Below are 15,054 nucleotides of genomic sequence, written 5' to 3'. Positions count from 1 at the left end.
CCCTATTACTCTTTCACATTACGTATCAACTGAAAAAAACAATCTAAACACGTCATGCGTTATTGAGATTATTAGGGTATTATAACAGGTAATGTTGTAAGCGGCGGCGAAAATATTAAGCGCCACAGAAGAAACAGATAAGTATCAGACTGGATCCACAACCAGAAAACAAACGAGGTGCAGCATTGCCATGAAAAAAATGAACTTAACCGAACTAATCGAGCGCGTCCGCGAAATAAATAATATCCCGATTGAAACAATCCCTGACATCGAATTATATATGGATCAACTATTAAACTTCCTTAATCAACGCTTAAATCCCGATGGCAGAAAAACAGACAGCCAGATTTTTACAAAAACAATGATAAATAACTATACAAAAGACCGTATCCTAATCCCGCCCAAAAACAAAAGATATTCCAAACAGCACATTCTGCTTCTGATATTAATATATAATTTGAAAGGTATACTGTCCATCAGCGACATTAAGCGCTTATTTGAACCGATTTTGCGGGACATTGATACGCCGGATGATGATTTAATTCCGTTAGAAAGCATCTATTCCACTTACCTAGATCTCACCGAAACCGCTTTGAATGAGTTCAGCGAAAACTTTGGTAAATATTTATCCTTTATCGACAATAAAACGAAACACTTGGAAGGCGAAGCAAATGTTAATGTTGCCAAGCTGTTCTTAAGCGTCCTTGTCCTTATTGCGCAAGCCAACCTGTCGAAAAAGATGGCGGAACTTATACTGGAAAGTTACTTCCCGCCTGTATCCGCAATTGAGGACGTAAAAGGAATTGATTGCCCCCTCGCCCTTGATGCCGCAGACGGTAAATCACTCGAAAAAACCGTTTAAACGTCAACACAAAACCACCAGGGTTTACTGGTGGTTTTGTGTATCTCCTGAGTATAATTGGGCCTAGCTTATTTAACCAGGTTTACTGTAGAAATAAAAACGCCGGTTGCTATTGCCGTTACGATAACGCCACAAATATTGGCGCCCAAGGCAATGGGCAAAATCATGACGCCGGGATTGGCTTCCCGCGAGGCGTATTGCGCCAGCTTGGCAGTCGTAGGTACGCAAGATACACCGGCAATGCCTATTGTCGGATTAAAATTGCCTCTGGTAAACCAATAAACTATCCAGCCGCCCAAAATGCCGCCGATGGCGGAAAACGCCAAGGAAAGTATGCCGAGTAAAATTAACAGCCCGACTTTAGGATCCATTATCGTCCGCGCATCGCACAGGATGCCGAGAAGAAGCCCCAAGAATAAGGTGGACGCATAAAGCAGAGTGTTATCCAATAAAGCTTTATACTGCTCGATTTCGGCTTCCCTGATTGCCACTCCCAGGAAGAAGGACATAATGAGCGGCGCTGCTACTGGCAGCAAAATACACAGCACCCCACACATGACTACTGTAAAAATAAATTTTTGTTTTTTCGGGACATCAACATGTTTAATTTCCACCGGTATCCCACGATATTTGCGGGGTATAAATAACTTAATCAGATAGGGATAGCCAGCATAGGTCAGGCTTAGGTAAAGATAGGCGATGATGGAAATCGGCACAAACAACTTAGGGGCTAACATAAGCGAAGTAAAAAGAACCATGGGGCCATCCGCGCCGCCGATAATGCCGACCGCCGCTGCTTCCCCGATTGGCAAACCAAGCTTATAGCCAATAACCAAAGTAATGAATGATCCCAATTCAGCAAATATGGCGACAACAATGCTGGCCCATGGCCGGGCCAAAACAAAGCCGATATCGCTCATTGAGCCGATCCCAAAAAAGATAATGCAAGCAATCAGACCGTTGCTAAAAGTAAAATTATAAATAGGCTGCAAAAAGTTTACTTGCATTATGCTCACAAGCTGGTCAGGCCGCTCCACAAGGGGGTCAAGGAATATATTGCCTATACCGCCGCCTTTCATAAACAGGACCCCTGCATTAATCGCTATCATGCCAATACCCATTGGCACCATGATCAATGGTTCGAGCGTCCTTTTAAACCCCAGGTAGGCAAGAACAAATCCGAAAACGATTAAGAACAAGCGAACATACGCTACAGATGCATCCTGTACGAATAACGAAAAAATACCCGGAAACAAATCGTGCAATATCCCGATCATGGTCTTCATCCTCCTCGGTTTAAATGCGGTTTACAAGGTTATTAATTATTAATATTAGGCCAACTGTGGCTAAGGAAATAGCGGCTGTAATCCCATAAGCAAAAACAGCATAGCTATAAATGTCCATTGTTTTCCCTCCCTTCACTTGTATTAAACAAGGAAATAAGTGACATTATTGCATACAGTATACAGTGCATTATGTACATCGATAAAATTTGAAGAAATATCACCTCTTCTCTAAACTATTGGGGATGATCTTGGTAGTTTTCAATACTACGTGAAGTAGTTCATAGGGTTGAAAACAAAGAACACCTGGTTTGTTTTGAATATCAAAACAAACCAGGTGTAGACTACTAAGCGCCTATTACCTTTCCAGTAATAGACCGTAAACTCCACGGCTTGTATCTCGGCTTCTTGCATGGAAATGTTTCTCCCATCCAATCTGCCCCGCATACACAGTTGCCGCATAAGTATATTTAATTTTAGGCGCAAAGAAAAATAGAAACTTACTTTAGTATTTATGATACCAAATTCTCAATTATTATTCAATATATAATTATCATTATATAATTATCATTCAAGCCCACTCCTCTGGAAAGTCGCATATTACGCCGCAGAGATACCTTTCTTAGGCTCCGCTGCGTGAAACGGCGTACGGACAGCAGCCAGGCGGCAGTGGGCGATTCTATCAAGCCAGCTCAGGCCCGTACTAGGCCATGGAAAAAAGGAACGCATCATAACCCCAGTTCCCAAAGAGCTCTATGGTTTTCCCTATATCGCCATCAGCATGCCCATCTTCGACGATTATGTTAACTTTATCGAGGAGGTGTGCCTTCTTAAAAAATCCTACAATGCCTTAAAAGCCGAAATTAAGATTTCAATTCCGGTGACATATTCGGCGATATGTTCATATAAGTATAGTAGATACATCTTTAGGAGGGATAGATTATGGGTATATTTACACAAATACGCAACGAGTGCCTTATCAAAGAGCTGTCTCGTGAGCTGAATACAGACGTTTTGCTATTTGGCTTTGACGGGTTTGTCTACTTTGGTAATTTGCAGGCAATTGACGACTGCCGGATTGCCATTCTGACACCGGCAATTGAAGCCGACACAAACGCCGTGGAAATCCTTACTCCGGGAGGCGAGCGTATTGAAGTAGAATTTGCCAACGTGGATCTATGGCAAGTAGTTGCCAAAGGGACTGGTATCGCCGAAGACCCGCTTGAAGAAAATTCGAATAACGCCAATGCTGCTCCTCCTGCCCCTGATGCTGCGGCTGAGGTTCGTACAGAAGCTGAAAGGCAAGAAAGTCACGAGTTGATTCATCAGTTAAGGCGGAGAATTGGGGACGAAGTGGTCATAACAACTCTCGGTGGTTTTCTGTTTGATGGCATTCTTACCGACGTAGAAGATGAATTGGCGATTTTGCGAGTACAAGATATATTTGTACCTGGCGCTTCTGAGGCAATTTCAGGCGACAACGTAAGGTCGGTTATCGTAAACCTGGAAGCGCTGACCTCGGTATCCGGAGCTGCTAGTTGATGCTGTTGTTAGTCCGCGAGATCAAGGACTTTTAGATCCGGTATCTTTCCCTACCGGATCTTTTTAATTAAAGTGCGTATTGACCGGGGGCTGAAAGTATGCTCACTGCTGTTGAATATATCGGCAAGGTGGGGATTGGCATAACCTCACCCCGTTTTTTTCGTGCTGATGACGGTAAGGTGTATGTGGTGAAACTGCAAAACAACAAGCTTGGCGTGAAGGTATTGGTAAACGAGCTGTTGGCGGCCAAAATTGGCCAATTTATGAATTTGCCTTTTCCGCCCAGCGGCGGTATTATCGAGATTGGCGAGTCTCTGCTCGCGGATGGCGCGGAGTCGGCTGAATACGGCGTGCTTCCAGGACGGCACTTTGCCTCAGAGTACTTGGTCGGCGCGGAATATTTGGGACAGCATAATCTAGATAAAGCGTCCAACACGTCGGAAATGGCTGGTGTACTGTTATTTGACCATATGTTTCATAATCCCGACCGTGCATATAACAAAAAAAATCTCTTATTGCGCCATGAAGAGGATCGATATATAATATATGCCATTGACAATTCTCACCTGTTCAGGTCTGGCAAATGGACGCTCAGGTCGCTCGAAAGATTGAGCACTCGAAAACGGGTATATTTTCGTTTTATTTATGCATGGCTACTTAGAGAATGCTTGACAGCACAGGATTTTCTCCCTTACCTTGCCAGGGTGAAAAATCTGACTGATGAACGAATTTGCGGACTGGTGCGGGAGATACCCTATGATTGGCTTCCGGACGAAAATGAACGGCAGGCTCTGGCGGAGTATATCAAAGTGCGGCGCGACATGGCTGAAGAAATCTGGCAGAGGCTGCGTAAGCATATTCCCAGCTCGCGCGGCGGGCGCCGTTGGCCACCCGCCGCGGCCCGGGCGTCTGTTGCGCCATAGTATGTGAAAAAACTCCCGGTCCTTGTCCACCGCAAAACCGAGAGCCTTATGGTGCGCCCGGCAAGGGCGTCGGCCAATCTTTACTTGTCAAAAACATGTGGCGCGAAGACTAAATCATCGCAATGACTCAAGGCCTGTGGCAAGTCTGCAGGCTTTTTTATATTTACCTATCCGTGAGGCTGACCAGCCATTTTCAGAGCCTGGCGGCAGTATCCCAGGAGGTGAACTCAGTTTCTCAGGAACTGGCTAGCACCATGCCGCAAGTAGCGCACAGGGCTACATCACAGGCCGGTGGGCCTTTTTCTTTTTATGCTTTTTCTCTTATCCGTTTTTGATGCTGCCGTCCCCATTTATACATGACATCCAAAACTTCCTGAATGGTCTGGCCGTATTCAGTAAGGGAGTATTCCACTTTGGGCGGTACTTGGGGGTACACTTTACGGGAAATAATACCGTCCTGCTCCAATTCTCTTAGCTGTTGAGCCAGCATTTTTTCTGTAATTTCGGGTATTTCCCGTTTAAGTTCGCTGAAACGCATTACGCCTTCTTTAAGAAAACAGAGGATGACTGGTTTCCACTTCCCACCAATCGTTTTTAAAGTAGTCTTGACGGCGTTCTTGAATTCCTGGTCTCCCATAGGTCATTTCCTTTCTCTAAATATGTTTAATGATACTAACTTACGAAAAAGTGCGTACTTGATATAAAAGCGGTATATGCATAATAATAATCGTAGTGTTTTTTATTATAAAGTCTAATGAACCTTTTGGAAATGGTTTTCATATTTTGGGCTGATATAAAGGAGGGGTTACAGTGAGATTAAGAGTATCAGCGGTGCAGTATCATCTTCATACCATTAAATCTTTTGCTGAGTTTGCGCAGCAGGTGGAGCATTATGTCAAGACTGCTGCCGAATTTGAAGCTGATTTTGTCCTATTCCCCGAGTTTGTTACGACGCAGTTGCTGTCAATTGGCGACAGCCACGGGAATGCGCTCAGCATCCATAATTTGCCTGATTTTACCGAGCAGTATTGTTTATTATTCACCTCACTGGCGCAGCAAACCGGAATGCATATAATCGGTGGAACCCATGTTATTCGGGAAGATGAGCGTTTATATAATGTGGCCCATCTGTTCTACCCCAATGGCAAGATAGTCCGACAGCCTAAGCTTCACATTACGCCAACGGAAGTAAAAGAATGGAATATGGCTGCCGGCCATGACATCAATGTATTTGAAACTGAAAAAGGGACTATTGCCATTCTGACTTGTTACGACATTGAGTTTCCGGAAATTGTCCGTATGGTTAGAGCCAAAGGGGCTGACGTTATTTTCTGTCCTTCTTGCACTGATGATCGTCATGGGTTCTACCGTGTACGGTACACCAGCCATGCCCGGGCGATTGAAAACCAGGTGTATGTTGTAACCACCGGAACGGTTGGTTCTCTGCCCACGGTGGATTTTATGCGGGCCAATTTTGGTCAGGCGGCTGTTATCACCCCTAACGATATTCCTTTCCCGCCAGGAGGTCTATTGGCGGAAGGGGAAATAAACCACGATATGATTATTACAGCTGACCTTGACTTGGAATTGCTATACCGGGTTAGAGAGCGCGGTTCTGTCACGACGTGGCGCGATAGGCGAACAGATCTCTATCCTGACTGGTGAAGCCGTAAAACCAGAGCAAGGGGGAACTATGATGTACCGCAAAGAATTTTATGCGTTTGATAATAATCGCCCAATCAAAACAATTATTCGCAATTACCGGGTAGAAGATTTTGCTGCCCTCATCCGTATTCAGCAAGAGAGCTTCCCTCCACCGTTTCCGTCTGAGCTATGGTGGAATGAAAAGCAGCTATATAACCATGTTACCTTGTTTCCGGAAGGGGCCATGTGTGCAGAAATCGACGGCGAGCTTGTGGGATCAATTACCAGTCTGGTGGTCAAACTCGATACTGATCATCTGGATCATACCTGGGAAGAAATTACTGACAGTGGCTACATTCGTAATCATGATCCGGCTGGGGACACACTGTATATTGTTGACATCTGCGTCCGCCCGACATATCGAAAGCTTGGACTAGGCAAAGCGCTCATGCAGTCGATGTATGAAGTGGTAGTCCATAAAGGGTTGCGACGACTGTTAGGTGGCGGCAGGATGCCAGGATATTACAAGAAGGCCGGCGAGATGACTGCTGACCAATACCTGGCGGCGGTAGTTAAAGGTGAACTTTACGATCCGGTTATTACTTTCCTGCTGCGCTGCGGCCGTACTCCGGTAAAAGTGGTAGCCAACTATCTGGAAGATCGCGAATCATGCAATTATGCAGCTTTGATGGAATGGAAGAACCCTTTTTTTCAAAGCAGCAAATAGGAGGCTAAAATAGTGGAATATATTAGAATAACGGATATTACTGACCCCTTGTTTGTTCAAATGCACCGGCTGATGCAACAGATTTTTCCTAAGGAGGAAGTATTGGCATTCGATTTGTGGAAAGAACCCCTTGCCGACCCTGGTATTCGGGTTTACGTAGCCGTACATGAGGGAAAAGTTGTAGGTGCAACCGAGTACCGTTATTACCCTGATTTTAATGTGGCAATGACCGATTTTACCATCATCGGACAGGCAGGCTTAGGTATTGGCCGCTTCTTGGCGCAAAAGCGGCAAGAAGATTTGTTTGCGTTGGCTAAAGCAAGCAATAACAAATTATTTGGCGTATTTGCTGAAGTTTACGATCCGTACAGAGTCGAAAAATTTGAATTTGGCGGTATCAAACCCATGGATCCGTTCGTGCGCCGTGAAGTTCTTTCCCACCTTGGCTACAAACGCATCAATATTGATTATGTTCACCCATCGTGGAAAAATGACGGCGAGGCCGTAACGGGATTAGATTTATGTTTTCTGCCTTATGACGAAGCAACTGTAAGTATTTCAGCCGAACTGGTGGCAAAGTTTCTGAAACGTTACTATGCTGTACTGCCGAACAAACCCCAAGCTTGGTATGACATGATATCAAAAATAGAAAAACAGGACGTCTTGGCCTTGTTACCGTTATAAAATTACCAAATCTTTCAAACGCAAAAAGCTGCCCACACCTTCAGATTTATTACAAAACCAGCCACCGCCTTGTGAAGACGATGGCTGCCAGGCTGTTGGGAAACGCACTTTTTAAGAAGTGCATTTTTTGTAGCCGGGTGATAGGAGAAGGCTGGCGGGAAAGATCTGGCCGGTCGCTTGCATGTAGCTGCGGTAGCCAGCGCGTGGCGGGCGCCGCTGGCCGGTCGCCGCGGACCGGGCGTCTGTTGCGTCATAGGCCTAGTATATAAAAAAGCTCCCGGTTCTTGCCCGCCGCAAGACCGGGAGCTTTATGGTGCGCCCAGCATGGGCATTGTCTTGTTAAGCCTGATCCTGACTGAGACTCTCCGCCAGCCGGTCAAGCTCCAGCGCCAGCGTGTTTGTCTGCTGGATAGAGCCGGTAACATGGGTTATTGCCGCCGTAATTTGGGACACCATATTATGGATATTGTCCATCTCGTTATAAGTGCGACTGCTGTCAGACTGGATAGCCTTGATGATTTTCTCAATTTTCTGAATGGACTCGGCGCTTGAGGCTGCCAGTTTGCGGATTTCTTCGGCAACAACACCGAACCCGCGGCCCGCGTCACCCACGCGGGCTGCTTCAATGGCGGCGTTTAGTCCCAAAAGATTGGTCTGGTCAGCCACCGATCTAATAAACCCCAGCACTTGGTCAGTCTCGCGCATGCGTTTTTCCGATTCGCGGGCAAGTTTTGCCAATTCCTGCGTAATTGCCGTAATCTCCTCGGCTTGGGCGGTAATTTCTTCAGACGTACTGGCCAGGACGGCAATACTTTCAGTCAACTTGCCGGCCATTTCTTTCAGGGTATCCTGGCGGTCAACCGTTTCCTGCGTGCAGGCTGCGCCAATGACTTCGCCGCTTGAATTAACGATAGGGATGGCTACCGCAATATAGGGCTGACCAAAGAGTGATTTGTCGCCGCGGATGACTACCCGCCTCTTTTCGTGAATCGCCCGGTACACGGCGCTGCCTGGCTTTAGCGGTGAACCGACTTGCACCTTAAGGTCCAGTTTTTTGCCGGGCTTATAATACAAGTATTTTTCCCGGTCGGTGAGGCTAACTCCGCAGTCGCCAGTGGAAAGGTCATTGAAATATTCGAGAACAAAGCGAAACTTTTCTAATAATGCTTCATCATTCTCCTGCATAGCGCCATCTCCTTATATCCAAAATACAAAACAGTTAAACAATATTAAGTTTTCTAGAAAACTAAGCAAAACCCTGCAATAACCACTGACATTTACCGTCTTGCCGCAGCCGGCGCAAAGAAAGATAATGCAAACGGTAAGCGATGGTATAATATACCTAAAAGGTCAATCGAGGTGATGGTGCATGAAACGAATTATCCTGGGCGGACAAGCGGTCATCGCCGGCCGCGGCTCGTTAGACAGCCTAAGGGAGATAAATGGGGCCAGAGCGTTTATCGTTACCGGCGGCAATTCCATGTTCGCCAACGGGACAATTGCCAAAATCGAACAAGTGCTACAAGACAAAAAAATTGAAACATACGTATATTCCGGTATCGGCAAAAATCCTGATACCGGCGCCGTCTTAGGCGGCCTTGAAAAAATGCGCGAGCTAGCGCCAGATGTGGTGATTGCCGTTGGCGGGGGCTCGCCGATTGACGCTGCCAAAGTCATGGCCCTGATGTACGACTATCCGGACCTTACATTTGACAATATGTTAACAGACGAACTGCCGCAGCAAAGGCGCGGTGTGCAGTTTATCGCCATACCGTCAACATCGGGGACAGGCAGCGAGGTGACCAGGGCGGCGGTCATTACCTTCCGGGACCAAAACCTTAAAATCGGTTTAAAGACCGATGCGTTTGTGCCTGATTTGGCCATTCTTGATGCGGACATCACCATGAGCATGCCGCCCCATATTGTGGCCGAGACGGGCATGGACGCCGTCACGCATGCCGTGGAGTGCTATATTAACAAAAGCCTTGACGACTTTAGTGAGGCTTTGGCCAGAGGGGCAGTGGCCGGCCTCTTGGAGTATTTGCCGGTTTCCTATCGTGACAAGACGCCGGAGAGCAGGGAAAAAGTGCATCACTATCAATGTATGGCGGGGCTGGCCTTTGCCAATGTCGGCCTCGGCGTGGTGCACGGCATCGCCCATGCGGTCGGCGGCCAGTTTGATCTCGGCCACGGCCTGATTAACGCCGTTGTCCTGCCATATGCGCTCAAGTATAATTCTCAGGACGCGATGGTTGTGCGCCGCCTGGCCAGGCTGGCCCGCGAAGTCGGGTGTGACGACTTTATCAGTGCCGTTGAAAAATTAAACGACTTTCTTAATATTCCCAAGTCGCTGCGGGAAACGGGGATAACTGAGCAAGAGTTTACCACGGCTTTCGACCAACTTGTCGAAAACTCCCTGAAAGGTTCGACCCGCGTCAACCCCATACCTGTAACAAAAAGTGACATGGCAGCTTTGCTTAAATGCATTTACAGCGGTACGCCTGTCACCGTTTAAAGTAGCAGTCTTAATAGCACAGCAAAAATCGGCCTGAATCCCATTACTAGGCTTCAGGCCGATTTTTTTTTTGCAAGTTCCGCTGACCATGTTCATTCAAGGGAAAACAATTAAAAAGACACATGACCAAAACATCAGGATTAATCGCTTTGGCGGCGTCATGAATGACAGTGATGTCTTCTTCTATTTTCCACCAATTATAAGTGTATGCAGGTATACTTTTCGCAAACCTATTTACTTTTTTTTGCTTAATTAATAACATCACATCATAACTGTATATTTGTGGAAAATTTAGGAGGGAATCGAAAGCGTGAACAAGATTGGTACTGTTCTTGTGGCTAATCGCGGCGAAATTGCTATACGGGTTTTTCGCGCCTGTCATGAGTTGGGCATACGAACGGTAGCGGTTTATTCCAAGGAGGATAATCTGTCACTACACCGCTATAAGGCTGACGAGGCTTATCTCATCGGGGAAGGCAAAAGTCCGGTCGAAGCTTATCTGGATATAGATTCAATTATCAATGTCGCCAAAAAAAATAATGTGGATGCAATCCACCCTGGATACGGATTTTTAGCGGAAAATATGGATCTGGCCAAGCGTTGCGCGGAGGAGGGGCTTATTTTTATTGGGCCGCGGCTTGAGCATCTTAATATGTTTGGCGATAAGATCAAAGCCCGCAACCAGGCGATAACCGCGGGACTTCCGATCATTCCCGGTACGGACGGACCGGTGCAGAGCATCGACGAGGTTAAAGCTTTTGCCATGAAACATGGTTTCCCTATTATTATTAAAGCGTCCGCAGGTGGCGGCGGCCGCGGCATGAGGATTGTACGCGGGCCTGAGTCCTTAAGTGAGGCTTATCATCGGGCTAAATCGGAGGCGAAGACGTCTTTTGGCAACGATGAAATTTATGTTGAAAAATTGCTGGAGAATACCAAGCATATAGAAGTCCAGATACTAGGAGACGCCGAAGGCAACATTGTTCATTTATATGAACGCGACTGCTCGGTGCAGCGGCGCCACCAGAAAATGGTGGAGATTGCTCCCAGCATAGCTTTTTCGGATTCTTTGCGTCAAGCAGTCTGCGATGCAGCAGTAAAGCTGATGAAACACGTAAATTACCTCAGTGCAGGAACTGTAGAATTTCTCGTGACGCCTGATGAAAAATTTTACTTTATTGAAGTCAATCCTCGTATCCAGGTGGAACATACCATAACCGAGATGATCACCGGAATTGATATTGTTCAAGCTCAGATTTTAATTGCCGACGGGTATAGCTTACATAGCGAGGAAGTTGGTATACCAAAACAGGAGAATATCAGCTGTCACGGACACGCCATTCAATGCCGAGTGACGACAGAAGATCCTGCCAATAATTTCATGCCGGATACCGGGAAGATTACCGTCTACCGTAGCGGCGGCGGCTTCGGCGTGCGGCTTGATGCCGGCAATGCTTATGCCGGGTCTGTAATCACGCCGCATTATGATTCTCTGCTGGTCAAGGTTTCCACCTGGGGGTTGACTCATAAAAGTGCGATTAACAGGATGCGGCGCGCCTTGGGAGAATTCCGCATCCGCGGCATCAAAACCAATATCGCATTTCTTGACAATGTGGTAAAACATGAAAAATTTCTGAGCGGAACCTGTGACACCATATTTATTGATTCTACACCCGAATTGTTTGTGCTTCCGGAAAGAAGGGACCGCAGCACGAAACTGCTTAATTACCTTGGCAATATTATCGTGAATGGTTTTGAAGGTTTGCCCAAGCGGGAAAAACCGACTTTTGGCCCGGTACGGGTTCCCAAGGCGCCCGCAGGCGATCCCCTGCCCGGGACTAAACAAATTCTCGATAAACGGAGACCGGAAGGGCTGGTAAAATGGATCAAGGAGCAACAGGAAGTACTGTTGACCGATACCACATTGCGGGACGCGCACCAGTCATTGCTGGCCACTAGGCTTCGGACGTATGATATGCTGAAAGTAATAAGCGCCACAGCAAAAATGCTGCCTAACCTTTTTTCATTGGAAATGTGGGGAGGAGCCACTTTTGATGTCGCTTTCCGTTTTTTGAAGGAAGACCCGTGGGAGCGACTCGCATTGCTGCGCCAGGAGATGCCCAACATTCTGTTCCAGATGTTACTGCGCGGTTCTAATGCCGTGGGTTATGCCAATTATCCCGATAACGTCATCAAGGTTTTTGTGGCAAAATCGGCTGAAGCGGGGATAGATGTATTCCGTATTTTTGACAGCCTGAACTGGGTGGAAGGAATGAAAGTGGCGATTGAAGCCGTGCGCAATGCCAATAAAGTAGCGGAAGCGGCTATATGTTATACCGGGGACATTCTGGATAAAAACCGCAGCAAATACGATTTGCAGTACTACGTAACGATGGCCAAAGAGCTGGAGAAAGCTGGAGCGCATATCTTGGGAATAAAAGATATGTCGGGTGTTCTGAAACCGGAAGCCGCTTACCGGTTGGTATCGGCTCTTAAGGAAGCGGTTGATATCCCGGTGCATCTTCATACCCATGATTGCAGTGGCAATGGCATTTATACCTATGCCCGGGCGATTGATGCGGGGGTGGATATCGTTGATGTGGCGCTTTCGGCGTTGGCGGGAATGACTTCGCAGCCTAGCGGTAATACACTGTACTATGCCCTGGCAGGCCACAAACGCCAGCCCCGCATTGACATCCAAGCTCTTACCGAATTATCCCGCTACTGGGAAGATGTCCGGGGCTACTACCGGGATTTTGAAGCGGGGATTGCCTTCCCGAATCCGGAGGTGTATCTGCACGAAATGCCCGGCGGCCAATACAGCAATCTAAAGCAACAAGCCAAAGCTTTAGGGTTGGAAAATAGATGGGACGAAATTCAGGTCATGTACGCCAAAGTTAACGAAATGTTTGGCGACATAGTAAAAGTGACGCCTTCCTCCAAGGTTGTAGGGGATATGGCCTTATACATGGTCAAAAATAATTTGACGGAAGACGACATTTACGAGCGGGGCGAGTATCTTGATTTCCCTAATTCTGTCGTGGAGTTTTTCCGGGGACAGCTTGGCCAGCCTTATTGCGGGTTTCCCAAGGAATTGCAGCGTATCATTCTAAAAGGGCAAAAACCGATTACCCAGCGACCGGGCGAATTGCTGGAACCCCTCAACTTCGAGGAAATCCGGAGCACGCTGAAGGAAAAGTTGCCGCGGCCGGTTACAGACCGTGACGTACTGTCCTACGCTTTGTATCCGAAAGTTTTCTTGGAATGGGTTGAGTTTATCCGGAAATTTGGCGACGTTTCGGTACTGGATACTCCTGCTTTCTTTTACGGTTTGCGTCCGGGCGAGGAGATCAAAGTGGAAATAGAGAAAGGAAAGACGTTAATTATCAAACTGATTTCTGTCGGGGATCCCAATCCGGATGGTACAAGAACCGTCAAATTCGAACTGAACGGGTTGCCGCGGGAGACGCTAATCAGGGATTATAGTCTAAAGACCATCGTATTGGCCAAAGCAAAAGCCGACAAAGACGATCCTCGGCAAATCGGGGCCATTATGCCCGGTACTGTGCTGAAAATATTGGTAGAAAAGGGCTCAAAAGTTAAGAAAGGGGATCCTCTGTTGGTAACAGAAGCCATGAAAATGGAAACGACGATTCAAGCTCCTTTTAACGGTTATGTCAAGGAAGTATATGTAAAAGAAAAGGATCTCATAGAGCTGGACGACTTACTAATGGAACTGGTGAAACACTAAAAATAGCATGTTGTCATGCAATTGTCAAAATCTTGATTTTTTTAACATTGACCGAACGCAAAACCCGGGCGGAGGTTATTGTCCCCCTTGCCAGCAAAACCAGTAGCTGTGTTATTGAATTGAAGACCGGTTTGGCGCTCTGTTTCCTAAAGTGTTTTGGACGGAGATTTCATACCGTCAATTTCTCTGGGTGTTGCATTTGCTATTGCAATTTAGAAACATAAATTAGGACTTAATCCATAGCACGGTTGTATTGACAAAAAAATCCATGAAAGCTATAGTGTTATTAGAAAATGGGAAGCGTGAAGTTTCCCGCCGCCTTAGTAGTCGCGAAGCAGCTTCAAAAAAGTCATACTTAGCACAATTACGGGTATGAAACCCGAAGGAGATTAATTCCTTTGGCGTTTCTTTTTTTTTAGAAGAAAAAGTTTTAGAATGGAAAGTCCCTGTGACCATTTCCAGAATTTTGCCACCATCGTTGGCACAAGAAAATATATTGGGAGGTACTATGATGAAACAAGACTATCCAAAGGATTTACAGAAGGCTATCGATTTTCACGGACATTTTTGTCCCGGCCTGGCCATCGGCTACCGGGCAGCTAAGGCGGCCATGGAAAAATTACAGGTAGAGCGTGCCGAAGATGAAGAGTTAGTCGCCATTGTCGAAACCGACGCCTGCGGTATCGATGCTGTGCAGTCACTGCTTGGCTGTACCATGGGAAAAGGCAATCTTATCTACAAGGACTATGGCAAACAAGTCTATACCATAGTCAGCCGCAAACAGAATAAAGCGGTACGTGTTGCAATGAGAGCAAATGTCTTTCCCCAGTCACCCGCCCAGGAAAAATTGCGTTCCGCTGTTTTTTCGGGTCAGGCTACAGAAGAAGAGCGTAAGGAATTCCAGAAGATGCAGCAGGCAAAAATTAAGCAACTACTGACAACAGATACCGACACACTGTTCAAAGTGGAATTTGTAGAAATGCCGTTACCGCAACCTGCCAAAATATTCAGATCGGTAACTTGCGATTACTGCGGCGAGCCGGTGATGGAACCCCGCGCCAGAATAAAAGACGGAAAAATCGCCTGTCTGCCCTGCAATGAAGAGTATTCGCGGGGGTGGTAA

At 46.7% G+C, this 15,054-nt stretch carries 12 protein-coding genes; 9 read left to right on the top strand and 3 right to left on the bottom strand.

Annotated elements, in window-relative coordinates; translation table 11 throughout:
- The first annotated feature begins 190 nt into the window (after nt 1-190).
- Nucleotides 191-862, top strand: a complete 672-nt coding sequence (locus TCARDRAFT_RS03740; RefSeq protein WP_007288668.1) for a DUF1836 domain-containing protein — start codon at nt 191-193, stop codon at nt 860-862.
- 68 nt (nt 863-930) lie between these two features.
- Here TCARDRAFT_RS03740 and madB read toward each other — a convergent pair whose 3' ends face one another.
- The gene (gene madB / locus TCARDRAFT_RS03735) at nt 931-2,139 is read right to left on the bottom strand and encodes a Na+-transporting malonate decarboxylase, carboxybiotin decarboxylase subunit (protein WP_007288667.1); all 1,209 of its coding nucleotides are present in this window, start codon (nt 2,137-2,139) and stop codon (nt 931-933) included.
- A gap of 948 nt (nt 2,140-3,087) precedes the next feature.
- Between madB and TCARDRAFT_RS03730 the strand changes: the two genes are divergently transcribed.
- Complete coding sequence (locus TCARDRAFT_RS03730; RefSeq protein WP_007288666.1) at nt 3,088-3,687, top strand: hypothetical protein; 600 nt, start codon at nt 3,088-3,090, stop codon at nt 3,685-3,687.
- Between the two features lie 98 nt (nt 3,688-3,785).
- The gene (locus TCARDRAFT_RS03725; RefSeq protein WP_007288665.1) at nt 3,786-4,610 is read left to right on the top strand and encodes a HipA family kinase; all 825 of its coding nucleotides are present in this window, start codon (nt 3,786-3,788) and stop codon (nt 4,608-4,610) included.
- A gap of 307 nt (nt 4,611-4,917) precedes the next feature.
- Here the strand turns inward: TCARDRAFT_RS03725 and TCARDRAFT_RS03720 are convergent, their stop codons facing one another.
- Complete coding sequence (locus tag TCARDRAFT_RS03720) at nt 4,918-5,247, bottom strand: winged helix-turn-helix transcriptional regulator (RefSeq protein WP_007288664.1); 330 nt, start codon at nt 5,245-5,247, stop codon at nt 4,918-4,920.
- Between the two features lie 173 nt (nt 5,248-5,420).
- Between TCARDRAFT_RS03720 and TCARDRAFT_RS03715 the strand changes: the two genes are divergently transcribed.
- The 3 genes from TCARDRAFT_RS03715 to TCARDRAFT_RS03705 are packed head-to-tail and all read left to right on the top strand — an operon-like array spanning nt 5,421 to nt 7,665.
- On the top strand, nt 5,421-6,275 hold the full coding sequence (locus TCARDRAFT_RS03715) for a carbon-nitrogen hydrolase family protein (protein ID WP_007288663.1): 855 nt from the start codon (nt 5,421-5,423) through the stop codon (nt 6,273-6,275).
- Nucleotides 6,276-6,303: 28 nt separating this feature from the next.
- Entirely contained in the window at nt 6,304-6,981 is a 678-nt protein-coding gene (locus TCARDRAFT_RS03710) for a GNAT family N-acetyltransferase (RefSeq protein WP_007288662.1), read from the top strand.
- 12 nt (nt 6,982-6,993) lie between these two features.
- Nucleotides 6,994-7,665 (top strand): hypothetical protein, encoded by a 672-nt coding sequence (locus tag TCARDRAFT_RS03705; protein WP_007288661.1) that lies wholly within the window; start codon nt 6,994-6,996, stop codon nt 7,663-7,665.
- A gap of 339 nt (nt 7,666-8,004) precedes the next feature.
- Here the strand turns inward: TCARDRAFT_RS03705 and TCARDRAFT_RS16170 are convergent, their stop codons facing one another.
- Nucleotides 8,005-8,850: a methyl-accepting chemotaxis protein gene (locus TCARDRAFT_RS16170; RefSeq protein WP_007288660.1), complete on the bottom strand. Its 846-nt coding sequence runs from the start codon at nt 8,848-8,850 to the stop codon at nt 8,005-8,007.
- 184 nt (nt 8,851-9,034) lie between these two features.
- On the opposite strand from TCARDRAFT_RS16170, the gene TCARDRAFT_RS03695 reads away from it, so the two are divergent.
- The 3 genes from TCARDRAFT_RS03695 (at nt 9,035) to TCARDRAFT_RS03680 (ending at nt 15,054) form a co-directional block, all read left to right on the top strand.
- The gene (locus tag TCARDRAFT_RS03695) at nt 9,035-10,180 is read left to right on the top strand and encodes an iron-containing alcohol dehydrogenase (RefSeq protein WP_007288659.1); all 1,146 of its coding nucleotides are present in this window, start codon (nt 9,035-9,037) and stop codon (nt 10,178-10,180) included.
- A gap of 310 nt (nt 10,181-10,490) precedes the next feature.
- Nucleotides 10,491-13,931 (top strand): pyruvate carboxylase, encoded by a 3,441-nt coding sequence (gene pyc, locus TCARDRAFT_RS03685; RefSeq protein WP_007288658.1) that lies wholly within the window; start codon nt 10,491-10,493, stop codon nt 13,929-13,931.
- A gap of 508 nt (nt 13,932-14,439) precedes the next feature.
- Nucleotides 14,440-15,054 (top strand): FmdE family protein, encoded by a 615-nt coding sequence (locus TCARDRAFT_RS03680; protein ID WP_040683008.1) that lies wholly within the window; start codon nt 14,440-14,442, stop codon nt 15,052-15,054.

It is taken from the genome of Thermosinus carboxydivorans Nor1, assembly GCF_000169155.1.
GTDB lineage: Bacteria > Bacillota > Negativicutes > Sporomusales > Thermosinaceae > Thermosinus > Thermosinus carboxydivorans.
Note: the sequence above shows the minus strand (reverse complement) of the source record. Positions and strands in the feature narration are given on the sequence as shown.

Bases quoted from the DNA above. Each gene is read 5' to 3' on its own strand.
- TCARDRAFT_RS03740 (WP_007288668.1), top strand. From the start codon at position 191: ATGAAAAAAATGAACTTAACCGAACTAATCGAGCGCGTCCGCGAAATA.
- TCARDRAFT_RS03725 (WP_007288665.1), top strand. From the start codon at position 3,786: ATGCTCACTGCTGTTGAATATATCGGCAAGGTGGGGATTGGCATAACC.
- TCARDRAFT_RS03695 (WP_007288659.1), top strand. From the start codon at position 9,035: ATGAAACGAATTATCCTGGGCGGACAAGCGGTCATCGCCGGCCGCGGC.
- TCARDRAFT_RS03730 (WP_007288666.1), top strand. From the start codon at position 3,088: ATGGGTATATTTACACAAATACGCAACGAGTGCCTTATCAAAGAGCTG.
- TCARDRAFT_RS03710 (WP_007288662.1), top strand. From the start codon at position 6,304: ATGATGTACCGCAAAGAATTTTATGCGTTTGATAATAATCGCCCAATC.
- TCARDRAFT_RS16170 (WP_007288660.1), bottom strand. From the start codon at position 8,850: ATGCAGGAGAATGATGAAGCATTATTAGAAAAGTTTCGCTTTGTTCTC.
- TCARDRAFT_RS03720 (WP_007288664.1), bottom strand. From the start codon at position 5,247: ATGGGAGACCAGGAATTCAAGAACGCCGTCAAGACTACTTTAAAAACG.
- madB (WP_007288667.1), bottom strand. From the start codon at position 2,139: ATGATCGGGATATTGCACGATTTGTTTCCGGGTATTTTTTCGTTATTC.
- TCARDRAFT_RS03680 (WP_040683008.1), top strand. From the start codon at position 14,440: ATGATGAAACAAGACTATCCAAAGGATTTACAGAAGGCTATCGATTTT.